The organism is Streptomyces kryoterrae, assembly GCF_054072135.1.
Genome location: NZ_CM133358.1, coordinates 4,566,122 through 4,590,867, shown reverse-complemented (window position 1 = coordinate 4,590,867; position 24,746 = coordinate 4,566,122). Strand labels below are relative to the sequence as shown.

Genomic DNA, 24,746 nt, shown 5'->3' with positions numbered 1-24,746 from the left:
GATGCCTGGGGAACCAACTGTGATCACCTCCGTACTCGTCGCCAATCGCGGGGAGATCGCCTGCCGGATCTTCCGCACCTGCCGTGAGCTGGGCATCCGCACGGTCGCCGTGCACTCGGACGCCGACGAGAACGCCCTCCACGCGCGCGTGGCCGACGCTGCGGTACGGCTGCCGGGGGCCGCCTCCGCGGACACGTATCTGCGCGGTGACAGAATCGTGCGGGCGGCGCTGGCGGCGGGCGCGGACGCCGTGCACCCCGGGTACGGCTTCCTGTCGGAGAACGCCGGCTTCGCGCGTGCCGTACTCGACGCGGGACTCGTCTGGATCGGCCCGCCCCCGGCCGCGATCGAGGCGATGGCGTCCAAGACGCGCGCCAAGCAGCTGATGGGGCTCAAGCCGCTGACCGGCGTCACCGAGGCCGACCTGCCGGTACTGGTCAAGGCGGCGGCGGGCGGCGGCGGGCGAGGTATGCGCGTCGTACGCGAACTGGCCGAGCTGGAGGGCGAGTTGGAGGCGGCTCGGGCGGAGGCCCAGAGTGCCTTCGGGGACGGTGAGGTCTTCGTCGAGCCGTACGTCGAGGGCGGCCGGCACATCGAGGTCCAGGTCATGGCCGACACCCACGGCACGGTGTGGGCGCTCGGCACCCGCGACTGCTCCCTCCAGCGCCGCCACCAGAAGGTGATCGAGGAGTCCCCGGCCCCCGGCATCCCGGAGACGCTCACCGCGGAACTCCACGAACTGGCCGTACGGGCCGCCCGTGCCGTCGACTACACGGGCGCCGGCACGGTCGAGTTCCTCGTGGGCAAGGACGGCAGGGCCCACTTCCTGGAGATGAACACCCGCCTCCAGGTCGAACACCCGGTCACGGAGGCCGTCTTCGGCATCGACCTGGTGGCCCTCCAGATACGTGTCGCGGAGGGCTGTGCTCTCGCGGCTCTCGAAAACGAGCCCCCACGCGCGCGTGGCCACGCGATAGAGGCCCGCCTGTACGCCGAGAACCCGGCGGCGGCCTGGACCCCGCAGACCGGCACCCTGCACCGCCTCGCCGTCCCGGAAGCCGAGAACATCCGCCTGGACACCGGCTACGCCGACGGCGACACGATCCCCGTCCACTACGACCCGATGCTCGCCAAGGCCGTCGTACACGCCCCCACGCGCGCGGAGGCGATCCGCAAACTGGCGGGCGCCCTGGAACGGACGACGATCCACGGCCCGATCACCAACCGCGACCTCCTTGTCCGCTCCCTGCGCCACCAGGAGTTCACGACGGCCCGGATGACCACGGGCTTCTACGACCGCCACCTCCCCGAACTCACCGAGCCGACCCCCGATCCCCACGCCCCCCTGGCCGCGGCCCTGGCCGACGCCCACGGCCGCTCCCGCTTCGGCGGCTGGCGCAACCTCCCCTCCCAGCCGCAGGTCAAGCGCTACGCGACGGCGGACGGCGAGGAACACGAGGCGAGCTACCGCCACACCCGCGAGGGCCTGACGGCGGAGGCGGACGGGGTACGGGTCGTCCACGCCGACGCGGGTCTCGTCGTCCTCGAAGTGGCCGGCGTACGAAGGAAGTTCGAGGTGACGAGGTACGGCGACCAGGTCCACGTCAACAGCACGACCCTCACCGCCCTGCCCCGATTCCCCGACCCGACGGCACAGCACGCCCCGGGCTCCCTGCTGGCGCCCATGCCGGGGACGGTGGTCCGGGTGGCGGAGGGCTTGGCGCCAGGAGCCTCCGTACAGGCGGGACAGCCCCTCCTGTGGCTGGAGGCGATGAAGATGGAACACAAGATCGCGGCCCCCACCACAGGCACGCTCACGGCCCTGCACGCCACACCTGGGCAACAGGTAGAGGTCGGCATGTTGCTGGCGGTAGTGGATCAGGCCTAGGGGCGCGGGGCTGTATCGATATGCGGCTCCGCCGCGTGAGCGCGCCAAGCCACAGCGGCCCGCCTCACCACACACGACCGAATCTCCTCCCCCTTTTAGGAGTCCTGGATGCCCTCCGCGATCGAACCCGAGGAACACAAAGCCCTACGCACCGCCGTAGCCGCCCTCGGCAACCGCTACGGCCGCGCCTACATGGCCCAAGCCGTCGCCGACGGCCGCCACACGGACGAACTCTGGTCCGACGCCGCCAAACTCGGCTACCTCGGCGCCAACATCCCCGAGACATACGGCGGCGGCGGAGGCGGCATAGCCGAACTCTCCATCGTCCTGGAGGAGTTGGGTGCCGCGGGCTGCCCCCTCCTCATGCTGATCGTCTCCCCGGCGATCTGCGGCACCGTCATCGCCCGCTTCGGCACGGACACACAGAAACAGGACTGGCTCCCCGGAATCGCCGACGGCACCCGCACCATGGCCTTCGGCATCACCGAACCCGACGCCGGCTCCAACAGCCACCGCATCACCACCACCGCCCGCCGCGACCCGGACACCGGCGACTGGCTCCTGAGCGGCCGCAAGGTGTTCATCTCGGGCGTCGACATCGCGGACGCGGTCCTCATCGTCGGCCGCACCGAAGACTCCCGTACCGGACGCCTCAAGCCCTGCCTGTTCATCGTCCCGCGCGACGCCGAAGGCTTCACCCGGCGCCGGATCGACATGGACATCGAGTCCCCGGAGAAGCAGTTCGAGCTGACCCTCGACGACGTACGGCTGCCCGCCGGCGCGCTCGTCGGCGACGAGGACGCCGGGCTGCTCCAGCTCTTCGCCGGGCTCAACCCGGAACGCATCATGACGGCCGCGTTCGCCATCGGCATCGGGCGGTACGCGCTCGACACGGCAGTCCGGTACGCCAAGGAGCGCACCGTCTGGAAGGAGCCCATCGGCGCCCACCAGGCCGTCGCGCACCCGCTCGCCCAGGCGCACATCGACCTCGAACTCGCCCGCCTGATGATGCGGAAGGCCGCCGCGCTCTACGACGCCGGTGACGACGTCGGCGCGGGCGAGGCGGCCAACATGGCCAAGTACGCGGCCGGGGAGGCCTGTGTGAAGGCCGTCGACCAGGCCGTGCACACCCTCGGCGGCAACGGCCTCACCCGGGAGTTCGGGCTCGCCTCGTTGATAACGGTCGCCCGCGTGGCTCGTATCGCTCCGGTGAGCCGGGAGATGATTCTCAACTACGTCTCCCACCAGACCCTGGGCCTGCCCAAGTCGTACTGACCCGGCACGGTTTTGCGCGAGGAGGAACCATGTTCCGCAGCGAGTACGCAGACGTCGAACCCGTCGATCTCCCCATCCACGAGGCGGTGTTGGGCCGGGCCGCCGAGTTCGGCGACGCGCCCGCCCTTGTCGACGGCGTCGACGGCACCACCCTCACGTACGACCAACTGGACCGTTTCCACCGGCGGATAGCCGCCGGACTCGCCGAGGCGGGCGTCCGCAAGGGCGATGTCCTCGCCCTGCACAGCCCGAACACGATCGCCTTCCCGACCGCCTTCTACGCCGCCACGCGCGCGGGTGCCACCGTGACGACCGTGCATCCGCTCGCCACCGCCGAGGAGTTCGCCAAGCAGCTGCGCGACTCGGGCGCCGGCTGGATCGTCACCGTCTCACCGCTCCTGGAGGCGGCCCGCGAGGCGGCCGAACAGGCGGGCGGCGTACGGGAGATCTTCGTCTGCGACAGCGCGCCCGGGCACCGCTCGCTCATCGACATGCTCGCCTCGACCGCGCCCGAACCGGAGATCGGCATCGACCCGGGCGAGGACGTGGCGGCCCTGCCGTACTCCTCCGGGACGACCGGTATCGCCAAGGGCGTGATGCTCACGCACCGGTCGATCGCCACGAACCTCGAACAGCTCGCACAGTGCGTCTCGGTGGCCCCGGGTGACCGCATTCTGGCCGTATTGCCGTTTTTCCACATATACGGCTTGACCGCCCTTATGAACATGCCCCTGAAGCAGGGCGCGGCCGTCGTCGTCCTGCCGCGTTTCGACCTCGACACGTTCCTCGCCGCCATCGAGAAGCACCGCATCACCGGCCTGTTCGTGGCCCCGCCGATCGTCCTCGCCCTGGCCAAGCACCCGGCGGTCGCGAACCACGACCTGTCGTCCCTGGAGTACATCATCAGCTCCGCCGCTCCCCTGGACGCGGCGCTCGCCGCCGCCTGCTCGAAGCGGCTCGGTCTGCCGCCGGTCGGCCAGGCCTACGGCATGACGGAACTGTCCCCGGGCACCCACGTCGTCCCCCTGGCCGACATGCGCGGCGCCCCTCCCGGGACGGTCGGCAAGCTCCTCCCGAACACCGAGATGCGGATCCTCTCCCTCGACGACCCCGACCGGGACGCCGACGGCGACGAGGCCGGCGAGATCGCCATCCGCGGCCCCCAGGTGATGAAGGGCTACCTGGAGAACCCCGAGGCGACGGCCGCGATGATCGACGCCGACGGCTGGCTGCACACCGGGGACGTCGGCCGCGTCGACGCCGACGGCTGGCTGTTCGTCGTGGACCGGGTGAAGGAACTCATCAAGTACAAGGGCTTCCAGGTGGCCCCCGCCGAACTCGAAGCCCTGCTCCTCACCCATCCAGGGATCGCCGACGCGGCCGTCATCGGCGTCTACAACGAGGACAACAACGAGGTCCCGCACGCCTACGTGGTCCGCCAGCCGTCGGCCACCGACCTCTCCGAAGGAGAGGTCATGATGCACGTCGCCGAGCGCGTCGCCCCGTACAAGCGCGTCCGGCACGTCACCTTCGTCGACGGCGTACCGAGGGCCGCCTCGGGCAAGATCCTGCGCCGCCGACTGAGGGAGAAATCGTGACACCGGTAGTGACCGCCACGCGCGCGCGTGGCATCGCCACACTCACCCTGGACGCGCCCGCGACCCGCAACGCCCTGTCCGCGCACCTCGTACGGGACCTGGCGGAGGCGCTCACGGACTGCGGCAAGGACCCGGCCGTACGCGCGGTCGTCCTCACGCACACCGGGAACACGTTCTGCGCGGGCGCGGACCTGAAGCAGCCGCCCGACCCGGCGGCCTTCGTCGGCCTGCTCCGGCAGCTGCTGGAGCTGCCGAAACCGGTGGTCGCGCGGGTGACCGGCCACGTACGCGCGGGCGGCCTCGGCCTGCTCGGCGCCTGCGATCTCGCGATCGGCGGTCCGGGGACGTCGTTCGCGTTCACGGAGGTACGGATCGGGGTGGCGCCCGCCGTCATCTCGATGCCGCTGCTGCCCCGCCTCGACCCGCGTGCCACCGCCCGCCACTACCTCACCGGCGCCCGCTTCGACGCCGCGGAGGCCGCCCGTACCGGCCTGCTCACGGAGGCGGCCGAGGACGTGGACGCGGCCCTGGAGCCGATCCTCGACGGGCTGCGCAGGGCGGCGCCGGGCGCCCTCGCGGAGACGAAGAGGCTGCTCACGGCTAAGGTGCTGGAGATCTTCGACCGGGACACCACCGAGCTGACCGCCCTGTCGGCACGGCTGTTCGCCTCCGCCGAGGCCCGCGAGGGGATGACAGCCTTCCTCGAACGACGGGACCCGGCATGGACGCTGTGACACGCGAACCGAAACGCCAACCGGAACGCCAGCCCAAACAGGACCGCAGCCGGGCCACCCGCCAGCGTCTCCTGGAGGCCGCCGTGTCCTGCCTCGCCGAACACGGCTGGGCCGGCTCCACGGTCTCCGTCGTCGCCGAACGCGCCGGTGTCTCCCGGGGCGCCGCCCAGCACCACTTCCCGACCCGCGAGGACCTGTTCACGGCCGCCGTCGAGTACGTCGCCGAGGAGCGCTCCACCGCCCTGCGCGCCCTCTTCCCCGAGGGTGCCGCCCATCGCCGCGCGGTGGTCGCGGCCCTGGTCGACCTCTACACCGGTCCCCTCTTCCGCGCCGCCCTCCACCTCTGGGTGGCCGCCTCGAACGAGGAGCAACTGCGCCCGCGCGTCACCGAGCTGGAGGCCCGCGTGGGCCGCGAGACACACCGCATCGCGGTGGAGCTGCTGGGCGCCGACGAGTCCCGTCCCGGCGTACGGGAGACCGTCCAGGGCCTGCTGGACATGTCCCGGGGCCTCGGCCTGGCGAACCTGCTCACGGACGACGGCGGGCGCCGGGACCGGGTGGTGGTCCAGTGGGCGACCCTGCTGGACGAGTCCCTGGACCGCCCGGCACCCTGACCCCGCGCTGTCCGGCGGTCAGGGGCTGAGCCGCTCCACGCGCCAGCTCCCGTCCGTCTCCGCCACGTACCGCAGCCGGTCGTGCAGCCGGTTCTCGCGCCCCTGCCAGAACTCCACCGTCTCCGGGGCCACCCGGAACCCGCCCCAGTTCGGCGGCACCGGCACCTGCTCACCCTCCGGATAGCGGGCGGCCAACTCGGCGTACGAGGACTCGAGTTCGTCCCGGGAGCGGATCACCGAGGACTGCTCACTGGCCCAGGCGCCGAGCTGGGAGCCGTGCGGCCGGGTGCGGAAGTAGGCGGCCGTCTCGTCGCGCCCCGTACGGCGGGCGACGCCCGTGACGACGACCTGGCGGGCCAGCGGCAGCCAGGGGAACAGCAGCGAGACGTACGGATTGGCGGCGAGGTCGTTCCCTTTGCGGGAGCCGTAGTTGGTGAAGAAGACGAAGCCCTGCTCGTCGTACCGCTTAAGGAGCACGGTACGAGAGGAGGGCCGCCCGACGGCGTCGGCCGTGGAGACGACCATGGCGTTGGGCTCGATGAGCCCGGCGTCGTCGGCGGCCTGCCGGAACCAGCGCGCGAACTGCTCCATGGGACCATCGGCCAGCTCGCCCTCGGCAAGGCCGTCGGCGCGGTACTGCTTGCGCATCGAGGCGGGGTCGAGGGGGATGGCGGGGCGGCGGTCGGTCACACCGTCATCTTGCCGTATCGGCGACATCACTGAGTGGCACTGAGTGCCGCAGGGGGTCCCCAAAGGTGGCACTCGGGGATATCGTGCTGTTGACGTCCGGTTGAACGACCGCTCGAACCGGGCATCACCAGGGTGACCGTTTCGGACCGCGAGCAGTGTGGAAATGGCCGTGGAACCGAACCGGACACACGGAATCTCGCGCACCCGGGCCGCACAGCCGCACAGCCGTAGCAATGCTCGTAGCCAACGCCTGTCCCAGCATCTGTCGCACGCATCAAGAGGAGCCGCCTGATGTCCGACTTCGTACCCGGACTAGAGGGAGTAGTCGCTTTCGAGACGGAGATCGCCGAACCGGACAAGGAGGGCAGCGCCCTCCGGTACCGGGGCGTCGACATCGAGGACCTGGTCGGCCACGTCTCCTTCGGCAACGTCTGGGGCCTGCTCGTCGACGGCGCCTTCAACCCCGGCCTGCCGCCCGCGGAGCCGTTCCCGATCCCGGTCCACTCCGGCGACATCCGGGTGGACGTCCAGTCGGCGCTGGCGATGCTCGCCCCCGTCTGGGGCCTGCGTCCGCTTCTCGACATCGACGAGCGGACGGCCCGCGACGACCTGGCCCGTGCGGCCGTCATGGCACTGTCGTACGTCGCCCAGTCGGCGCGCGGTCAGGGCAACGCCATGGTCCCGCAGCGCGAGATCGACAAGGCCCAGTCCGTCGTCGAACGCTTCATGATCCGCTGGCGCGGCGAACCGGACCCGAAGCACGTGGCCGCGGTGGACGCCTACTGGACGAGCGCGGCCGAGCACGGCATGAACGCGTCCACGTTCACGGCACGCGTGATCGCCTCGACGGGCGCGGACGTGGCGGCGGCCCTGTCGGGCGCGGTCGGAGCGATGAGCGGCCCCCTGCACGGAGGCGCGCCCTCCCGGGTCCTCGGCATGATCGAGGAGATCGAACGCACGGGCGACGCCGAGGCGTACGTGAAACAGGCCCTGGACAAGGGCGAGCGCCTGATGGGCTTCGGCCACCGCGTCTACCGGGCCGAGGACCCACGCGCGCGTGTGCTGCGCCGCACGGCCCGTGAGCTGGGCGCCCCGCGCTTCGAGATCGCCGAGGCCCTGGAGAAGGCCGCGCTGGCGGAGCTGCACGCCCGCCGCCCGGACCGGGTGCTGGCGACGAACGTCGAGTTCTGGGCGGCGATCGTCCTGGACTTCGCCGAGGTCCCGGCCCATATGTTCACGTCCATGTTCACGTGCGCCCGCACGGCCGGCTGGTCCGCCCACATCCTGGAGCAGAAGCGCACCGGCAGGCTCGTACGCCCGTCGGCCCGCTACATCGGCCCGGGGACGCGGAACCCGCGGGAGATCGAGGGGTACCAGGGCATCGCGCGCTGAGGCCGGCACCCGGTCGGGCTGCCCCGACCGAGGACGACGGACCGTCACCCGCTCCGATAATGTGACCCGCTCGAACGAGGGGAGACACGGCACATGCTGGTCGGGGCGGGAAACGGACGGCACGGGCTGGTCCAGGTGACGCTGCTGGTGGCGGCACTGGCGGGCTCACTGGCGGGCTGCTCGGAGGCAGCGGACGACGACGCGAAGACGACCGCGACCGCGAGCGCCTCGGTGACGGCGGCCGGGGTGGGCGCCAAGAGCGGCGGCAGCATCGGAGCCGTCGGCTCGGCCTGCGAACTTCCCGTCACGTTCGACACAGCCGAGGACTGGACGGCGGAAGCCGTCGACGAGCCGCCGCGTCAGGGCCCGGTCGCCCTCGTGTGCGAGGTGGATGCCAAGCCCGCCGGCCACATCGGCTATCTGCGCGTCTGGACCGGAGACCCGGGCGCCGACGACGCCCGCACAGTGCTGGAGGCCTTCATGGCCGCCGAGACCGGCGCGAGCAAGGCGCGGTACGGCACGTTCAAGGCGGGCACCCTCACCGGCGTCGAGGTGAAGTACGTGTACAAGACCGAGTTCGACGACGCGGCGAAGACCGAGCGCGCCCTCGCCGTCACGACCCCGCGCGGACCGGTCGTCGTACACCTCGGAGGTCTGGACGACGAGGAGCACGAGGCGATGCTCCCGGCGTACGAACTCGTCAAGCGCACCCTGAGGACCTGAGAAACCTGGGGACGTGGAACCCGAGGCCTGACGCAGACGACCCGCGAGCTCGGTCCCTCTGGACGAGGGGCCGGCCGGACGTACCGGCGAGCTCGCGGGTCGGGTGACTGCGTTGGATTCGGCCGGCTGCGTGTCAGTCGCCCACGCCGGTCCGGCACCGCATTGAACGTGGTGGCGAGCCGCTAGCCCGCAGCCACCTCACGCGTCCGGGTTTCACTCATGTACCCGATCACCTCCCATCATGTGTAAGCCACACCCTAGGAAGCGATCGACCGCGCATCAACCGATTTATCGGAGAGTTCGGGACGGCGGTGTCAGAGACGCCTGAGACGCAGGTCAGGCGGTCTGCCCGAACTGGATGCCCCGGCCGTTGGTGGCCAGGTACACCATGCCGGGAATGCGGGGGTCCCCGGTGATGGCCTCGCCGAGCCAGCCCCACTGGTGCTGGTCGTCGTTGATGCGCCGCCAGGTCTTCGCGGCGTCGTCGGAGCGGTAGACGCCGGTGACGCCCTTCACGGTGGCGACCTGGTAGACCGAGAGGCAGGAGGCGCCGTCGGCCGCCGCGCCGAAGCCGAGCGTGATGGCGGGTACTTCGGGCAGCTTGTCGCCCTTGGCGCTGGGAGATTGCCACGGTGCGGGTCGGCGAAGATGACGGTGACCGACCCGAACGATGATCACTCCGGGTCCTTGTGCATGCGCGCCATGTGGTCGGGCCGTTTGGTTGCGCCGAAGGGCGGAGCGTGTTGTCGGGGCTCCGGAAGGGCCCTGGAAGGGGTTCGCGGCGGGCTCTTCGGCGGGATCCGCAGAGGGCTCTACGGCGGGATCCGCAGAGGGTTCCGCGGTGGGCTCTGTGCGGGAGGGCGCGTCCCTGTGGCCCGCGCCCCGGACCAGCCCCCGTCGGCGCTCATTCAGCCGGCGTGCGCACCATGAACACGTCCACCGGGTCCTCGTGCTCGACCGTGAATCCGTGCCGCTCGTACAGCCGTCGGGCCGGGCTGCCCTGGAGGACGTCCAGCCGGACGAGCACACCCTCGCTGTCACACCGCTCCAGCAGTTCGCGCAGCACACCCGAACCGATGCCGCTGCCCTGAAACCTCGGGTCGAGGTAGAAGTGTTCCAGCCAGCAGCAGTCCTCGGCCGGGCGCAGTGCCACGCAGCCCGCGAACTCGCCGCCCACCTCGATCACCCAGGTGTGGGCCGCCCCGAACCCGTCCCGGAACCGCTGCCGGACGCGCTGCTCGTCGTACCGCCCGAGCCGCTCCAGATCCGCCCGCATCACCACGGCCCGCAGCTCCGCCACCGCCTCGACGTCCGTCGTCGACGCCGGCCGTATGTCCCAGTCCGCCATGATCGGCACGGTACTACTCCGTTGACGACCTCCCGGAGCGTGCGATTTCCTGGCGCCGTGTCTGATCTTCGTTTCGTCCCCGTGAGTCATGCGGACGAGGTTGCGCTTCGGGACTGGCGGCACGTCCACAACCTGATCGTCCCGCCTGCCGCCATGTCCCTCGACGACGTGCGCGAACGCGGCGCGCGGTTCCGGCTGGAGGTCGCGTATCTCGGTGACACCCTCGTGGGATGTTCCACCGTTCGGCCACCCGCCGGTCAGGGTGACGAGGCCGTGGCGACCGTCATCGCGCGCGTGCTGCCCGGTTTTCGGCGGCGTGGGTTCGGGGCCGAGATGTACGGGCGGGGGCTCGCGCTCGCCCGGGAGCTGGGGGCCGGCCGGATCGAGACGGTCGTACTGGCCGCCAACGAGGACGGGCTCTCCTTCGCGCACGGGCACGGGTTCGTGGAGGTCGAGCGGTATGTGCTGGACGGTGGGAGTGACCTCTGGGTCGACCTGCGGCTGGCGGACACGGGATCATGAAGGCGCGTGATCGTGGAGACCTTGGACATTCCGGATGGTCGGTTTGGTCCGCCGGTGGTGGGGCAGGAGGGGCTTGTTCCCGGACTACGGCGAGTTTCCGCCGTACAACGATTTCCTTCGAACTTGGGGGAACGTGATGTGTGCTGCGTCACGTTCGAGTTGAATGATGGTGAGTGAGCGAACCGTCGCGCAGTACGTGCGGACGCAGCCTGCAGGGGGTCCAGGTGAGTGCTTCCCGGCGTAGTGGGACCACCGACGAGCTGGGGCCGGACGAGCCCGAAAGGGACGGCCCGGAAAGCTCGGACGGCGGTGGCTTCGATCTGCTCGCCGCCCTTCTCGACGGCATGGACGCCGCCCTGTGCGCCTTCGACGTGGACGGCGTGGTCACCCACTGGAACCGGGAGGCCGAGCGCATTCTCGGGTGGACCGCCGCCGAGGCCGTCGGGCGGCACGGGTTCGCCGGATGGGCCGTACGCAAGGCCGACGCCGAGGAGATCGAGGGGCGGCTGCTGTCCGCGATGCACGCCCCGGGGCGCCAGGTGCACGAGTTCGCGCTGCTGACCAAGGACGGCGGGCGGGTGCTCGTCCGGACCCAGTCGGCCGCCGTGCGCGGGCCCGACGGCAAGCCCGCCGGGCTGTACTGCGCCTTCAGCGAAGTGCACGCCCAGATTGATCTGGAGCGGTCGATCGCGCTGAGCGAGGCCCTGTTCGAGGACGCCAGCTGGGGTGTCGTGCTCGTCGACGCCGATCTTCGCCCCGCCGTCGTCAACGCGCACGCCGCCCGCTCGCTGGGCACCGGCCGTACCGCCGTGCTCGGGCGGCCCCTCGGGGAGCTGCTCGCGCAGGGTGTCGAGGAGCTGGAGAGCGCGCTGACGCACGTGCTCGCCGAGGGCGCGCCGCCCGCGCCCGCCGAGATGTGGGTGAGCGTGCGGACGCCCGAGGGCGAGAAGCGGCGCTGCTGGCGGAGCGGGTTCCTGAGGCTGGCCTCGCCGCTCACCGAGGAGCCGGTTCCCCTCGGTGTGGGGTGGCTGTTCCAGGACATCACCGAGAGCAAACAGGTCGAGCAGGAGGCGGCCCAGCTGCGGTTCCGCGCCCACCAGCTGCACCGCGCCGCACGGGCCTCCGCCGAGTGCGAGGATCCCGCCGAGGCGGCGACCGTGCACCTGGACTTCGCCCTGGCGGGCTTCGCCGACCACGCGCTGATCGACCGGATCGCCGTCATCGGCGGCGAGGCGGCCGACGGTACGGCGGACGACGGGGACGGGCCGGTACGGCTGGTCCGTGCCGCCGCCACGCCCTCCGGGGCGCCGGGGCCCAGCGTTCTCGCCGGCCAGGCCGGACTGCCGGTGGGCTACGGCGACGGGCACCCGGCCGTGCAGTGCGTCGAGCGGGTCGGCTCCGTGCGGGCGAGCGCCGGGTCGTACGCCGCCGAGCAGGCCCACGAGTGGGCCGTCCAGCGCCGGTGGCCGCCCGACTCGGTCCACGCGCTGTGCGCGGTGCTGCGCAGCCGGGGGCGCACCCTGGGCGTCGTGACGTTCCTGCGGGGCGCCGGACGCAGCCAGTTCGAGCGCACGGACGCGATGTACGCGGAGGACGTGGCCGCCCGCATCGCGACGGCCCTGGACCTGGCCGGGTTCGGCAGGTAGCCGCCAACGCGCTGAGCCGACCGCCGACCGGTCGGCTCAGCGCTGGTAGAAGATCCGGTCGCCGTACTGCTTCAGGATGCGGGCGTTCCAGTCGTGGCCGCCGTCCACGTTGCCGGAGCGCAGCAGCGGGGGCTCGACGCCCCGTTCCGCCAGGATGCCCGCCGCCGTCGCTATGACCGACTGGAGCAGGGCCGACGTGACGACCGTGGAGGCGGGGGCGAAGGGCGCCGGGATGGTGTCGAGGGTGAGTTCGGCGTCGCCGGGAGCGATCTTCGAGTCCAGTACGACGTCGCAGTGGTCCTTGAGGAACGTGCCGGAGGCGTTCCGGGGCGTCGTCTCCGTCGCGTACGCCACCGAGGTCACGCCGATGACCCGTACACCGAGGGCACGCGCGTGCAGTGCCATCTCCACCGGGAGGGCGTTGCGGCCGGAGAGGGAGATGATCACGAGTACGTCCCCGGCGCGCAGCGGTGACGTGTCCAGGACGGCCGTGGCCAACCCCTCGACGCGCTCTAGGGCGGAGCCCAGCGTGGCCGGCATGACGTCGACGCCGACGACGCCGGGGACGGCCAGCAGGTTCATCAGGGCGAGGCCGCCCGCGCGGTAGACGAGATCCTGCGCGGCGAGCGAGGAGTGCCCGGCGCCGAAGGCGAACAGGCGCCCCTCGGCCGCCACGGTGTCGGCGATGAGTGTGCCCGCGGCCGTCACGGCGTCCGCCTCCTCGTCGCGCACCCGCTCCAACAGCCCGATCGCGGCGTCGAGGAACCGCCCGGCCAACTCGCTGTCGCTCATCGGTATGCCCTTCGTCCTTCGGGGGATCGGCGTACCGGACCGGCGTTCCGGTCCGCGTCGCGATCACCGTGAGGTCTGGACCACTGCCCTGTCAACAGCGCGACCGCCCGTTCCCGCGTCCGCCGCCGTACCCTCGGTGAAACGTGCTGTCTACCCGGCCGCGAGGATCTGTAACCGTGTGGTTCCCCCGCAAGGGCACGGTTGTCAGTGGTATGCGTCAGAATTGAAGCCAGGGCCAGCGCACGCGCCGGAGCCGTCGAGCCTCCGGCACATCTCATCAAGGGGCACGAATGTCCGGACTGATCGATACGACGGAGATGTATCTCCGCACCATCCTCGAGCTGGAGGAGGAAGGTGTGGTCCCCATGCGCGCCCGGATCGCCGAGCGGCTGGACCAGAGCGGCCCGACGGTCAGCCAGACCGTGGCCCGGATGGAGCGCGACGGTCTGGTGGCGGTCGCCAGCGACCGGCACCTGGAACTCACGGACGAGGGCCGCCGCCTCGCCACCCGCGTCATGCGCAAGCACCGCCTCGCGGAGTGTCTGCTCGTCGATGTGATCGGCCTGGAGTGGGAGCAGGTCCACGCGGAGGCGTGTCGCTGGGAGCACGTGATGAGCGAGGCCGTGGAGCGCCGCGTTCTCGAACTGCTGCGCCACCCCACCGAGTCGCCCTACGGCAACCCGATCCCGGGCCTGGAGGAGCTGGGCGAGAAGGACGGCGCGGACCCCTTCCTCGACGAGGGCATGGTCTCGCTGGCCGACCTCGACCCGGGTGTGGACGGCAAGACGGTCGTCGTACGCCGGATCGGCGAGCCCATCCAGACGGACGCGCAGCTGATGTACACGCTGCGCCGCGCGGGTGTGCAGCCCGGTTCGGTGGTGAGCGTGACGGAGGCGGCCGGCGGGGTGCTGGTCGGCAGCGGCGGCGAGGCGGCCGAGCTGGAGGCGGACGTGGCCTCGCACGTGTTCGTGGCGAAGCGCTGACCGGGCCCCCAGCGCGGCGCCGGTCGCCGCACCGTCAACTCCTGTGACCGTGGAGGAACTTGCCGGGTCCCGGGATCCGTGCCGTTCCGGGGCGCCAATCCAGATTCAGTGTGCGGAATCGCAGCGCTCGGCCGTTTCGCGTGCCACGCTGTCGCGAGGGCATATGACTTGAGGGCTCTTGGCCGGGTTCGGCAGCGGTGTCGCCCGGCGGGGAGGGGGAGCGTGCGGATGTGCCGCGGACAGGAAGAGGGCCCCGGCGCCAAGTGGCGCCGGGGCCTGTCCTCCCCTGTGCTGACCCGGAGCCCCGAGCTCCCAGGGTCATCCCCTACGGACCGTTTTCCCCGAGCGGTCCGCCTCCCGCAGAAGATCTCCCCCCGGCCACGCGGATCATTCCCTGAGCGGTGTCACTCGTACGAGGGGTGTTGCGGCCGGAGACCGCATTTTCGAATAGTCATTCGATAATCTGTGATCCTGCGGTCCAGCGATCGGCAGACGATCGGCAGAGGAAACTTCGATAGCTAGGGGGGTGCCAGGACCTATGGCGCGGCGTATCGACGTGACCGGAGCGGGCGGCGTACGCCTTGCCGCCTGGGAGTTCGCCGACCCTCCCAAGACGGGTGAGGAAGAGGCCCGGGCCGGAGCACCCGACCGGGCACCGGGCGTGCTGTTACTGCACGGGCTCATGGGCCGTGCCTCGCACTGGGCGTCCGCCGCCCGCTGGCTGGGCGAGCGGCACCGGGCCGTCGCACTCGACCAGCGGGGCCACGGCCAGAGCGACCGTCCGCCCGGCGACAACTACACCCGCGAGGCGTACGTCGAGGACGCCGAGGCGGCGATCGAGCAGCTCGGCCTCGGCCCGGTCGTCCTCATAGGCCACGCCATGGGCGCCCTGACCGCCTGGCAGCTCGCCGCGAAACGCCCCGACCTGGTGCACGGCCTGATCATCTGTGACATGCGGGCGTCGGCGCTGGGCGCGGCCTCCCAGCGCGAGTGGGAGGACTGGTTCAAGGCCTGGCCCGCCCCCTTCGCCACTCTCGCCGACGTACGCAAGTGGTTCGGCGAGGACGACCCCTGGGTGGAGCGGCCCAGCCCCTCGCGTGGCGAGTTCTACGCCGAGGTGATGCAGGAGGCCCCCGACGGCTGGCGCCCCGTCTTCGAACCGGAGCAGATGCTCAAGACCCGCGAGACCTGGGTGTTCGACGCGCACTGGGAGGAGCTGACGCAGGTCCAGTGCCCCACGCTGGTCGTGCGCGGCCTGGACGGCGAGCTGGGCCGGGCGGAGGCGCAGGAGATGGTCCGCGTCCTGCCGAGGGGCGAGTACGCGGAGGTGGCCGACGCCGGCCATCTCGTGCACTACGACCAGCCGGAGGCCTGGCGCGCGGCCATCGAACCGTTCCTGGAGGGCGTACTGACGGGTTAGCGCTCCGCAGGGTGGGCTGTTCCGGGACAGTTGGTTCCGTGCCCGCGGGCCGGTGGGGGCTGGTCGCGGCCCGGCGGAGCCGCAGATCGGGCACAGCCCCGTGCCCCTGTCGGTGCGCGGTGCGCTCCCCGGCCTGGTGTGCCCGCAGGCCGGTGGGGGCTGGTCGTGCCCCGCGACGGAGCCGCGGATACAGCCCCGCGCCGCTGTCGGCGCGCGGTGCGCACCCGGCTTCGCCGAGTCCGGATCGGCGGCCAGGGGCGCGGGCCTCAGCCCTTGCCGCCCCCACCCGTCACCGTCAGGAAGCCGACCGCCCCGGCCGCTACGAGGGCCACCGTGAGCAGGCACCAGCGGCGGGCCTCGTGGAAGGCCGCCCGGATCTGCCGGACGTGCGCCATGGCGAGCAGCCGGCGTACGAAGGGATCCGTGCGGGCGATGTCGGCCTTCGCCCGGTCCGGATGCCCGCGCAACTGCGCGCGGCGGTGCGGGTCGGTCTCGGCCGCGAGCGCGCGGTGGATGCTCACGGCGACGGCACGGTGACGCAGCAGGTCGTCGACGCCGGTGGCGGCGGAGCCGAAGAAGTCCCGGGCGAGGCGTCGACCCGTTCGCGCAGGCCGCATGCTGCCGATGTGCCGAGGGTCGCCGTCGTGGTGATCGGCGGCACGAGCACCCGGCTGACCTGCCAGACGGCGAGGCAGACCCCGGCGAGCGCGACGGCCGGCGCACCGCCGGCGACCAGCGCCTCGCCGAGCCCGTGCACCTTCCCGACGGCGACCAGCGGCCCACCGCCGACGAGCGCGACCCGACGGCACCGAACGAGGCGATCATCCACCGTGCGGCGGCCCGCGGTTCGGGCACGGCGTCGAGCGGGGAGGGAAGGGCGTCGAAGGGCGTGCCGACACCCGGCCCGGACGAGCCGGGCGGCGGTTCCGTGGTCACTGCGGCCAGTCCTCGGACGTGGGGGAGTCCTTGGTCAGCGCCTGGGGAGGCCCGTCGTCATCGGGCACGTCCGGGTACAGGACCCACGCCGTGCCGTCGTAGAACTCCAGCACGCCGTTGTCACCGAGCCGTACTTCGTTGATCTTCGGGGCGTCCGCCATGCGCGCAGTATCCCAGCCGGAAGTCGCCACCGACCGGTCAACAGGCCGCCGACTCGACGTCGTTGAGATAGTGCGGCACGGCGGCGACCGCCGCCCGCTGGGTCGGCTCCCGAAGCCCGGCGGCGAGCCCGGGGCCGCGGTCGCCGGCGAGGATCCGCTCCAGGACCGACTGATCGGGATCATCGGCCCGACCGGCCGGATCGGACTGGTCCGGCATCGCGGTCAGACCCCGAACTGTCTGCGCAGGCCCCGGATGACGCCGAGCTCCTGTTCCACGCGGGCGCGCAGAGGGTGGCCGACGGGGAGTTCCCCCAGTCCGCGCGCGTACATGTCCTCCGCAGCGCTGAGGTGTTCGTGATGGCCGGTCTGCACGAGCCCGAAGAGCGTGCCGCCGAGGTTGACGAGGCGCGTCGCGTGCATCGGATGGTCGTCCGGGGTGTCGCGCAGCGCGGCGCGGGCGTGTTTGGCGGCCTCGTTCAGGATGTCGCCGTCGCCGCTGCCGCGCCCTTTGCGGAGCAGGGAGTTGGCGAGGTTCGACTCCTGGTCGACGCGCTGCTCGCCCAGCCTGGTGCTGCCCCTCGGCAGGAGGTCCAGGCAGCCGCGGTACAGGGCGATGGCCTCGTCGATCGCCTCCTCGTCCTCGGTGCTGTCGTGGACCTCCTGGAGGGCGCTGGCCAACGAGGCCATGTGCCGGGGGAGTTCCGTGTCGCCGGGCGGGGACTTGTCGACGGCCTGCCGCCCGTAGTCGACGGCCTTGACCAGGTCGGCGGCGGACCGGTCGCGTTCCCAGCTCAGCCGGTGCAGCACGCACAGTGAGGAGAGGGCGGCGGCGTGGCGGATGTCGTTGACCGGGTAGACCTCCACGGCCAGCTCGGCGGCCTGGAGCGAGCCGCGCAGCAGCTTCGGGTCGCCGGTGCGGCCGTACGCCTGCCGCAGGTCGTCGGAGACACCGAGAGGTTCGAGGTGTTCGGACTCCGCCGCGGCCCCGGGCTTGTCGTAGCTCCTGGACTTGGATCTGCCGAACCATCTGGCCATGCGCAGGCTCCCCCCTGAAAGCTATCGTCACCCCGTCAATCCCCCTGATTCGCGGCTCAAACCCCTTATGCCATAGGCAAGTTCGGCCCGTGCGCGAGTGGAGGCCCCGGCGGGTTCAGCCCCTGCTGACCGCCGCCAGGATCTCCGGCAGCCGCCGAGCCGTGCGCGGGGCGGAGAGCCGCAGTCCGAGGAGTACGAGCAGGGCGCCGTAGCCGGCGCCGACGGGCAGCAGCAGCCAGGTCCACCGGTCGCCGCCCGAATCGACGCTCAGCCAGATCGTGAGGGCGATGACGGGGGCGCACAGCAGGGCCGCCCCGACCATGCCGCCCAGAATGGCGACCGTGGCGAGCCCGGACTGACCGGGGGCGACGTTCTTGTAGCCCTCCTGCGGGATGGAGTACGGGTACCGGGCCGACGACCAGGCCCCGGCCGCCAGCATCGCCCCCAGCAGCGCGAGGGACAGCCCGAGCGCCTGCGGCAGGGTGGCCCAGTCGTCGAGCAGCGCGGTGGTGAGAACGACCACCAGGGCGGCGTACGGCAGGCTGATCAGCAGCAACGCCAGGGCCCGGCCGAGTAGTTCGGCGTACGCGTCCCGGGTGGACGAGATCGTCGTCGCGACCATCCAGAAGGCGGAGGTGTCCTGGCCGAACTGGTTGTACATCTGGATGCCGAGCATCCCGGCCGCGAAGCAGGCGAAGTAGACCGACCCGGTGCCCTGCAACGCGTTGAACACCGGCACGATCAGCCCGATCGCGAGCGAGGTCACCCACGCGGCCTTGGTCTTGGGGTCCCGCCACGCATAGCGCAGGCTCCGTTCCATGACGGTCCCGGTACGCCCGCCCGGCAGCAGCCGCGCGAGCCCGCCGGACGCCCGCTCCCGCTTGGCGGCCGGCTCGGCGGCCTGGAGCGTGGAGCCGTCCGGAGAGGTCATCAGCCGGGTGAGGGTCCGCGACCAGACCGCCAGCAGCAGCACCAACGCCAGTGCACTGAGAGCCAGTTGGGCGAGTGCGACCCCGTACGAGCCCTCGCTCACCGAGTCCACCGCCCCGAGGGCGGAAGCGGGCGGCACCCACGCCAGCACATCGGCGGCCGGGTCGAGTTGGCCGAGCCCCGCCGAACCGAGCTGCTGCATACCGAAGTTGACGAGCTGAGCCCCGACCGCGACGACCAGCCCGCTGAGTACGGCGAGATCGCGCCCCTTGCGGCTGCTGAGCAGCCGGACGTTGGCGACGGCCACGGCCCGCGCGAGCGCCACGCACACCAGCAGCGCGAGGGGGACGGCGACGAGCGACACGGCGAACGCCGCCCCGCCGCGCGCCAGCGCGATCACCGACCCGACGAGCAGGGACAGCGTGAACAGCGGCCCGATACCGACGAGCGAGGCCACGAGCAGTGCCCGGACCAGCGGCCGGGGGCGCAGCGGGAGCATCACCAGCCGGGTCGGGTCGAGGGTCTCGTCCCCGCTGGGAAAGAACAGCGGCATGAAGGCCCAGCCCACCGCCATGACCGCGAGCAGCAGGACGGTGACGGACGCGGCGTGCGCGTTGCCGCGCAGGGCGAGCAGCCCGAGGAACTGGAGCGCGGCGATCAACAGCACGACGACGACGGAGGAGAGGTACGCGGCCCGCCGCCCCGCGGACTGCCGCAGCCCGTTGCGCAGCAGCGACACCTTCAGCCGTACGACGACGGCCGTGACCGACCCTTCGCCCGTCACCGGGCGCCGCCGCCCAGCCAGTCGAGGTGGGACCCGTGGTCGCGTCCGCCCGCGCCGACGAGTTCGAGGAACGCCTGCTGGAGCGAGGGCGCGTCGCCCCGCACCTCGGCCAGCGTGCCGTGCGCCCGGATCCGCCCCGCCGCCATCACGGCGACCCAGTCGCACAGCGACTCGACCAGCTCCATGACGTGGGAGGAGAAGATGACGGTGGCGCCGGAGGCCGTGTACCGCTCCAGCACACCCCGGATGATCTGCGCCGACACCGGGTCCACGCCCTCGAACGGCTCGTCGAGGAACAGGACTTCGGGATTGTGGAGGAGAGCGGCGGCCAGACCGATCTTCTTGCGCATGCCGGTCGAGTAGTCGACGACGAGCTTGTGCTGGGCGCCGGCCAGGTCGAGGACGTCGAGCAGCTGGGCGGCCCGCTTGTCGACCTCGACGCCGGGCAGCCCGCGCAACCGCCCTGAATAGGCGAGGAGTTCACGCCCGGACAGCCGTTCGAATAGCCGAAGTCCTTCGGGCAGCACCCCGATCCGCGCCTTGACCTCGACCGGGTCGCGCCACACGTCGTGTCCCACGACCTCCACGGTGCCCTGGTCGGGCCGCAGCAGCCCGGTCACCATCGAGAGCGTGGTGGTCTTCCCGGCCCCGTTCGGCCCGACCAGCCCGACGAACTTCCCCGCAGGCAACTCCAGATCGATCCCGGCGACAGCGACCTGCTGCCCGAACCGCTTCCAGAGCCCCTGCACCCGCACGGCAGCACCATTGACCATGCGAGAGACCCTAGGTGAGAGTCCCTCGTTTTTGGCAGGTCGGGGGAGCGGACTTCCGCCGACGGTGACAGCGGGCCTTCAGGGGCGCGGGGCTGTATCCGATCTGCGACCGCGCCACAACGGACCCGCGGTCGCCGCGCAACCGAACCGGGCGCCCCGAACCGCGAAGTCACCGATCCCGCCCGCACGCGTAAGCGAGTGGCGAGATCAACTCCTCCGCATCGGGCAGCCACCGATTCGCGGGCGTAGGCCGACAGGCCCACTGCACAGCCCCCCGGGACGCGTACCGGGTGGGCGGCGCGGCCACATACGCACCCTCGCCCAGCGCGACCAGATCCAGCGAAGCCGGCGACCAGCCCAACTTGCGTACAAGATCGGGCACCTTCGCCGAGGCCCCCGGCAGCACGAAGAACCGCATCCGTCGATCCGGCGTCAACATCACCGGCCCGAGGGTCAGTTCCATCCGCTCCATGCGCGCCAGCGCGAGGAACCCGGCCGTCTCGGGCACATCGATCGCATCGAACGTATGGCCGGTCGGCAGCAGGATCGACGCCGTCGGCCGGTCGGTCCACAGCCGGCGCGCGACGGTCGCACTGCCCGTGGCCTGCGTCAGCCAGTCGGGCCGTGTCGGGTGTGCGCCGGGCAGGGCGCACGCGGTGTCGCCGCAGGAGCAGCGCTCCACCCCGTCGACTGCTTCCAGCCACGTACCGGGAAACACGTCCCAGTGGCGTTCTTCGGCGTAACGGACGGCGGATTCCAAGAGGGATTCGCCGCGTTGCTTGGGGATTTGGGCAGCATCAGGGCCCGCGATGGTCTCTTCCACGATGAGGACAACTCTAGTGGGAATCACGAGTTACGCATGTCACATGCGCGGGGGAGGAGCATCGATTCCGCGTCTGGGGCGCATGGATGCATGTGCGGGGGCGCGCGGGAGGATCCGGGGCGGGGCTGGGTAGGCAGGGGAGGGGCTGGGCATCCGCCTTTACCCCGGCAATCCTCACATGCTTCGCATTGTCGGCATGTCTGCGGGGCATTGATCTTCAAGGCCGGATCTTTTCGCCGTACTCGTCCGCTGTCAGGACGCGTACGGAAGGGGTTCCGGGCACGGAAGACACATCAACTCGGTGCGTGGGCACGGCACCGCAGCCACAGGGGGTACGCCATGGCCGCAAGGCCTCTCGTCGCGCGGCAGCCGAACGAACGGTTGCAGGCGCTCATCCAGGAAGCGGGCTGCTCGAACGCCGGGCTCGCCCGCCGGGTCAACATGTGCGGCGCGGAGCACGGCCACGATCTGCGGTACGACAAGACGTCCGTGGCCCGTTGGCTGCGCGGACAGCAGCCCCGGGGCCGGGCGCCCGCGATCATCGCCGAGGCCCTCGGCCGCAAACTCGGCCGTACGGTCACGATCGACGAGATCGGCATGGCCAACGGCAAGAACCTCGCCTCGGGCGTCGGGCTCCAGTTCTCCCCGACCGTCCTCGGCGCCATCGAGCAGGTGTGTGAGCTGTGGCGCAGTGACGTGGGCCGCCGTGACTTCCTCTCCGGCTCGTCCGTCGCCGCGTCGGCGCTCGTGGAGCCCAGCCGCGACTGGCTGATCTCGTCCCCCGACTCCCAGGTGGCGCGCCAGGCGGGTCCCCGCGTGGGGCCGTCGGACGTGGCGGCGGTGCGCGCGATGACGCAGGCGCTCACGGACCTGGACCACCAGTACGGCAGCGGGCATGTGCGTCCGGTCGTCGTGCACTACCTCAACAGCGTCGTCTCCGGGCTGCTGGCGGGCTCGTACCGGGAGGCGGTCGGGCGCGACCTCTTCGCCGCCGTCGCGCGGCTGACCGAACTCGCCGGGTACATGGCCGTCGACACCGGCCAGCCCGGTCTTGCCCAGCGCTACTACATCCAGGCACTCCGGCTCGCCCAGGCGGCCGGGGACCGGGGGTACGGGGGATACGTACTCGCCGCCTCCATGAGCCATCTCGCCGCGCAGCTCGGAAACCCGCGGGAGATCGCGCAGTTGGCGCGGGCGGCGCAGGAGGGGGCGCGCGGCCGGGTCACCCCGCGCGCGGAGGCGATGTTCTACGCGGCCGAGGCCCGGGGGCACGCCCTGATGGGCGACGCGCGGGCGGCGCAGCTGGCGTCCGGGCGCGCGGTCAACGCCCTGGAGGCGGCCGATCCGGAGTCCGGGGACGACCCGGCGTGGATCGCGCACTTCGACGGGGCCTACCTGGCCGACGAGCTGGCGCACTGCCACCGGGACCTCGGCCAGGCCGAGGCGGCGGCGCGGTGCGCGCAGGAGTCCCTGGACGGCCACCCGGAGACGCGGGCGCGGCGCCGGGCCATCGGGCTGGTCCTGCTGGCCACGGCGCAGGTCCAGCAGCGCGAGGTGGAGGAGGCCTGCCACACGGGCCTGCGCGCGGTGGAACTCCTCGGCACCCTGCGCTCCAACCGGGGTGCCGAGTATCTGGAGGACCTGCAGCTGCGCATGGAGCCGTACCGCGACGAACCGGTGGTCCGGGAGTTCGGGGCGCGGGTGGACCTGCGGGCGGCGGCGTGACGGGAGACACAGCGGGGCGCTGAGATGCTGGTGGGGGAGTGGTCCGGTCCTGTGCTTCGTCAATCGGATTCCGGGAACCCGGTAGCTTTAACTGACGATTCCGAAGGTCCCCCCATCAGCAGGAGTGCCGGTGACGCAGAGTGGACAGGGCGAGGAGCCCTCGCAGCGCGTGGCGCGCGAAGGCATCGTGCTGCCCTCCGACGGCGGCGAACCGCTGCTGCCGGGTATGACGGGGGGCAGTGGCGGCCGACCGGCTCCGGCGGCGCCCCCGGCCCCTGCCCCGAACCCGGCCGGCGGTCAGGCCTGGGGACTGCCGTGGGGCCCGGACACGAACCAGGACCAGGAGCAGGACCCGGGCCAGTACCAATACCAGCCCCAGCCCCAGCCCCAGCCCCAGCCCCAGGCCCATCCCCAGCCTCAGGCGGCCGAGGGCTGGCCGACGCCGCCCGACGCCCAGCAGCAACAGTGGGGTGACCAGGGCCAGTTCCAGCCCCAGCCGCAGCAACAGCCCGAGCAGCAGGCCCCGTCGGCACCGGCGTGGGGCAACGACCCCGGTTTGTCCGGCGGTTGGGCCCAGCAACCCGGATACGGCGCACAGGCGACCCCGGACGCCCCCCACTCCGTACCGCAAGCCGCCCCTGGCCCCGAGTCCGCGCCGTATCCGCCCGCGGCCCCGCAGTACGAGCAGCAGGCCCACCAGCAGTACGGGCAGTACGGTGGCGCCCCGCTGCCGCCGGCCGAGGACGCGACGCAGTACATCCCGCCCGTCCCGGGCACCCCCGGGCCCGTCGCCGAGCCGGCCACCCAGTACCTCCCGCCGGTGACGGCGCACACCCCCGCGCCCCCGCACGTCAACGAGGCGGCGACGCAGTTCCTGCCGCCGGTGGGTCCCGGCGCGCTGCCGCCCGAGATGTCCGCCGAGGCGACCACGTACCTGGGCCGCGTACCGCAGGCGGCCCCCGGCGGTTCCGAAGCCGACGCCACCCAGTACATCCCGCCCGTGCCCGGAGGGCCGTACGGCACACCCCCGGGCGGCACGGACGACCGCCAGCCGCCCTCCGACTTCGACAACCTCTTCCGCAGCGGACCGGGCGCCGAGGCGCCGGCCGGCGCCACCCAGCAGATGCCCCGCATCCCCGCCCAGCAGCACCAGCAGCCCGCCCCCGGGCCCTACGGCCGGCAGGCTCCGTACGCCGCCCAGCAGGCCCCGTACGGCTTCCAGGCTGCCGACGACATGGACGAGGAGCGGGACGGCGGGGGCCGGCGATCGCGGGTGGCCGTCATCGCGGCCCTCGGGGTCGGCATCGTGGTGCTCGGGATCGGGGCCGGTGCCATGCTGAGCGGCGGGGGCGGGGACACCGACAAGGACGCGGGCAACAAGACGGTCGCGGCGACCTCGGCCACGCCGGAGGAGTCCGGGGCACCGGCCGCCGACCCCGCCAAGGCGCAGGCCGTCGAACTGGACAAGCTGCTCGCCGACAGCAACAACAGCCGCGACGCGGTGATCAAGGCCGTGTCGGACGTCAAGTCGTGCGACAACCTCGGCCAGGCCGCCGCGGACCTGCGCGGCGCGGCCCAGCAGCGCGGCGAGCTGGTCACCCGGCTCTCCACGCTGGCCGTCGACAAGCTCCCCGAGTACGCCGCGCTGAGCGACGCCCTCACCAAGGCCTGGCAGGCGTCCCAGGCGGCCGACAACCACTACGCGGCCTGGGCCGACCAGACGGCGGGCAAGAAGGGCTGCAAGGGGGGCCAGGCCCGTTCGACGGGCCAGACGCAGAAGGGCAACCAGCAGAGCGGCATCGCCACCGAGCAGAAGTCCAGGGCGGCCGAGCTGTGGAACACGATCGCGAAGACGTACGGCCTGACGGAGCGCCAGTCCACCCAGCTCTGACCCGGTTCTGATCCGCGTCCGGCCCGGTTCTGGTCCGGCTCCGATCCGGCGCGGTCCCTCCGA

General features: G+C 72.0%; 25 protein-coding genes. 13 read left to right on the top strand and 12 right to left on the bottom strand.

The features are described from left to right. Position 1: 1 nt before the first annotated feature. The 5 genes from ACW4TU_RS19690 (at position 2) to ACW4TU_RS19670 (ending at position 6,109) form a co-directional block, all read left to right on the top strand. Positions 2-1,888 carry an acetyl/propionyl/methylcrotonyl-CoA carboxylase subunit alpha gene (locus tag ACW4TU_RS19690; protein WP_457429282.1) on the top strand — a complete coding sequence of 629 codons (1,887 nt, stop codon included), beginning with the start codon at positions 2-4 and terminating at the stop codon, positions 1,886-1,888. A 108-nt stretch (positions 1,889-1,996) separates the two neighbouring features. Continuing rightward, positions 1,997-3,163: an acyl-CoA dehydrogenase family protein gene (locus ACW4TU_RS19685; RefSeq protein WP_457429280.1), complete on the top strand. Its 1,167-nt coding sequence runs from the start codon at positions 1,997-1,999 to the stop codon at positions 3,161-3,163. A 29-nt stretch (positions 3,164-3,192) separates the two neighbouring features. After that, positions 3,193-4,761 carry a 4-coumarate--CoA ligase family protein gene (locus tag ACW4TU_RS19680; RefSeq protein ID WP_457429278.1) on the top strand — a complete coding sequence of 523 codons (1,569 nt, stop codon included), beginning with the start codon at positions 3,193-3,195 and terminating at the stop codon, positions 4,759-4,761. Further along, positions 4,758-5,495, top strand: a complete 738-nt coding sequence (locus tag ACW4TU_RS19675) for an enoyl-CoA hydratase family protein (protein ID WP_457429276.1) — start codon at positions 4,758-4,760, stop codon at positions 5,493-5,495. Before ACW4TU_RS19680 ends, ACW4TU_RS19675 begins: the two co-directional genes overlap by 4 nt. Continuing rightward, positions 5,483-6,109, top strand: coding sequence for a TetR/AcrR family transcriptional regulator (locus ACW4TU_RS19670; protein WP_457429274.1), 627 nt, complete (start codon positions 5,483-5,485; stop codon positions 6,107-6,109). The genes ACW4TU_RS19675 and ACW4TU_RS19670 overlap by 13 nt, the downstream gene beginning before the upstream one ends. 18 nt (positions 6,110-6,127) lie before the next feature. Here ACW4TU_RS19670 and pdxH read toward each other — a convergent pair whose 3' ends face one another. Then, on the bottom strand, positions 6,128-6,826 hold the full coding sequence (pdxH, locus tag ACW4TU_RS19665) for a pyridoxamine 5'-phosphate oxidase (RefSeq protein ID WP_457429272.1): 699 nt from the start codon (positions 6,824-6,826) through the stop codon (positions 6,128-6,130). A gap of 264 nt (positions 6,827-7,090) precedes the next feature. Here pdxH and ACW4TU_RS19660 point away from each other — a divergent pair, with 264 nt between their 5' ends. Continuing rightward, on the top strand, positions 7,091-8,191 hold the full coding sequence (locus ACW4TU_RS19660; protein ID WP_457429270.1) for a citrate synthase 2: 1,101 nt from the start codon (positions 7,091-7,093) through the stop codon (positions 8,189-8,191). A 93-nt stretch (positions 8,192-8,284) separates the two neighbouring features. Continuing rightward, entirely contained in the window at positions 8,285-8,914 is a 630-nt protein-coding gene (locus ACW4TU_RS19655; protein ID WP_457429268.1) for a lipoprotein, read from the top strand. A 336-nt stretch (positions 8,915-9,250) separates the two neighbouring features. Here the strand turns inward: ACW4TU_RS19655 and ACW4TU_RS19650 are convergent, their stop codons facing one another. Both ACW4TU_RS19650 and ACW4TU_RS19645 read right to left on the bottom strand, forming a co-directional pair. Next, on the bottom strand, positions 9,251-9,592 hold the full coding sequence (locus tag ACW4TU_RS19650; RefSeq protein WP_457429266.1) for a hypothetical protein: 342 nt from the start codon (positions 9,590-9,592) through the stop codon (positions 9,251-9,253). 226 nt (positions 9,593-9,818) lie between these two features. Then, a complete protein-coding gene (locus ACW4TU_RS19645) occupies positions 9,819-10,262 on the bottom strand; it encodes a GNAT family N-acetyltransferase (RefSeq protein ID WP_457429265.1) in 444 nt (147 codons plus the stop codon). A 57-nt stretch (positions 10,263-10,319) separates the two neighbouring features. On the opposite strand from ACW4TU_RS19645, the gene ACW4TU_RS19640 reads away from it, so the two are divergent. After that, positions 10,320-10,784 carry a GNAT family N-acetyltransferase gene (locus ACW4TU_RS19640; protein ID WP_457429263.1) on the top strand — a complete coding sequence of 155 codons (465 nt, stop codon included), beginning with the start codon at positions 10,320-10,322 and terminating at the stop codon, positions 10,782-10,784. A gap of 224 nt (positions 10,785-11,008) precedes the next feature. Beyond that, positions 11,009-12,430 carry a PAS domain-containing protein gene (locus tag ACW4TU_RS19635; RefSeq protein WP_457429261.1) on the top strand — a complete coding sequence of 474 codons (1,422 nt, stop codon included), beginning with the start codon at positions 11,009-11,011 and terminating at the stop codon, positions 12,428-12,430. Positions 12,431-12,466: 36 nt separating this feature from the next. Here ACW4TU_RS19635 and ACW4TU_RS19630 read toward each other — a convergent pair whose 3' ends face one another. Beyond that, positions 12,467-13,222 carry an SIS domain-containing protein gene (locus ACW4TU_RS19630; protein WP_457429259.1) on the bottom strand — a complete coding sequence of 252 codons (756 nt, stop codon included), beginning with the start codon at positions 13,220-13,222 and terminating at the stop codon, positions 12,467-12,469. 290 nt (positions 13,223-13,512) lie between these two features. On the opposite strand from ACW4TU_RS19630, the gene ACW4TU_RS19625 reads away from it, so the two are divergent. Beyond that, positions 13,513-14,205 (top strand): iron-dependent transcriptional repressor DtxR, encoded by a 693-nt coding sequence (locus tag ACW4TU_RS19625; RefSeq protein ID WP_055531411.1) that lies wholly within the window; start codon positions 13,513-13,515, stop codon positions 14,203-14,205. 538 nt (positions 14,206-14,743) lie between these two features. After that, the gene (locus ACW4TU_RS19620) at positions 14,744-15,625 is read left to right on the top strand and encodes an alpha/beta fold hydrolase (protein WP_457429258.1); all 882 of its coding nucleotides are present in this window, start codon (positions 14,744-14,746) and stop codon (positions 15,623-15,625) included. Between the two features lie 266 nt (positions 15,626-15,891). On the opposite strand, the gene ACW4TU_RS19615 is transcribed toward ACW4TU_RS19620, so the two are convergent. From ACW4TU_RS19615 to ACW4TU_RS19580, 8 genes are all read right to left on the bottom strand, one after another. Beyond that, positions 15,892-16,146, bottom strand: coding sequence for a hypothetical protein (locus tag ACW4TU_RS19615; RefSeq protein ID WP_457429257.1), 255 nt, complete (start codon positions 16,144-16,146; stop codon positions 15,892-15,894). After that, on the bottom strand, positions 16,143-16,454 hold the full coding sequence (locus tag ACW4TU_RS19610; RefSeq protein ID WP_457429255.1) for a hypothetical protein: 312 nt from the start codon (positions 16,452-16,454) through the stop codon (positions 16,143-16,145). Before ACW4TU_RS19610 ends, ACW4TU_RS19615 begins: the two co-directional genes overlap by 4 nt. A 103-nt stretch (positions 16,455-16,557) precedes the next feature. Continuing rightward, positions 16,558-16,722: a hypothetical protein gene (locus tag ACW4TU_RS19605; protein ID WP_164410612.1), complete on the bottom strand. Its 165-nt coding sequence runs from the start codon at positions 16,720-16,722 to the stop codon at positions 16,558-16,560. A 37-nt stretch (positions 16,723-16,759) separates the two neighbouring features. After that, positions 16,760-16,939 (bottom strand): hypothetical protein, encoded by a 180-nt coding sequence (locus tag ACW4TU_RS19600; protein WP_457429253.1) that lies wholly within the window; start codon positions 16,937-16,939, stop codon positions 16,760-16,762. Between the two features lie 5 nt (positions 16,940-16,944). Further along, complete coding sequence (locus ACW4TU_RS19595) at positions 16,945-17,757, bottom strand: tetratricopeptide repeat protein (RefSeq protein ID WP_457429251.1); 813 nt, start codon at positions 17,755-17,757, stop codon at positions 16,945-16,947. 115 nt (positions 17,758-17,872) lie between these two features. After that, positions 17,873-19,471: a transporter gene (locus ACW4TU_RS19590; protein ID WP_457429249.1), complete on the bottom strand. Its 1,599-nt coding sequence runs from the start codon at positions 19,469-19,471 to the stop codon at positions 17,873-17,875. Beyond that, positions 19,468-20,244 carry an ABC transporter ATP-binding protein gene (locus tag ACW4TU_RS19585; protein WP_457429248.1) on the bottom strand — a complete coding sequence of 259 codons (777 nt, stop codon included), beginning with the start codon at positions 20,242-20,244 and terminating at the stop codon, positions 19,468-19,470. Before ACW4TU_RS19585 ends, ACW4TU_RS19590 begins: the two co-directional genes overlap by 4 nt. Positions 20,245-20,413: 169 nt before the next feature. Continuing rightward, positions 20,414-21,067 carry a bifunctional DNA primase/polymerase gene (locus ACW4TU_RS19580; RefSeq protein WP_457429246.1) on the bottom strand — a complete coding sequence of 218 codons (654 nt, stop codon included), beginning with the start codon at positions 21,065-21,067 and terminating at the stop codon, positions 20,414-20,416. A gap of 339 nt (positions 21,068-21,406) precedes the next feature. Between ACW4TU_RS19580 and ACW4TU_RS19575 the strand changes: the two genes are divergently transcribed. Both ACW4TU_RS19575 and ACW4TU_RS19570 read left to right on the top strand, forming a co-directional pair. After that, positions 21,407-22,792, top strand: a complete 1,386-nt coding sequence (locus ACW4TU_RS19575) for an NsdA family TPR-like regulatory protein (protein WP_457429244.1) — start codon at positions 21,407-21,409, stop codon at positions 22,790-22,792. Positions 22,793-22,922: 130 nt separating this feature from the next. Beyond that, complete coding sequence (locus tag ACW4TU_RS19570; protein WP_457429243.1) at positions 22,923-24,683, top strand: hypothetical protein; 1,761 nt, start codon at positions 22,923-22,925, stop codon at positions 24,681-24,683. Positions 24,684-24,746 lie beyond the last annotated feature (63 nt).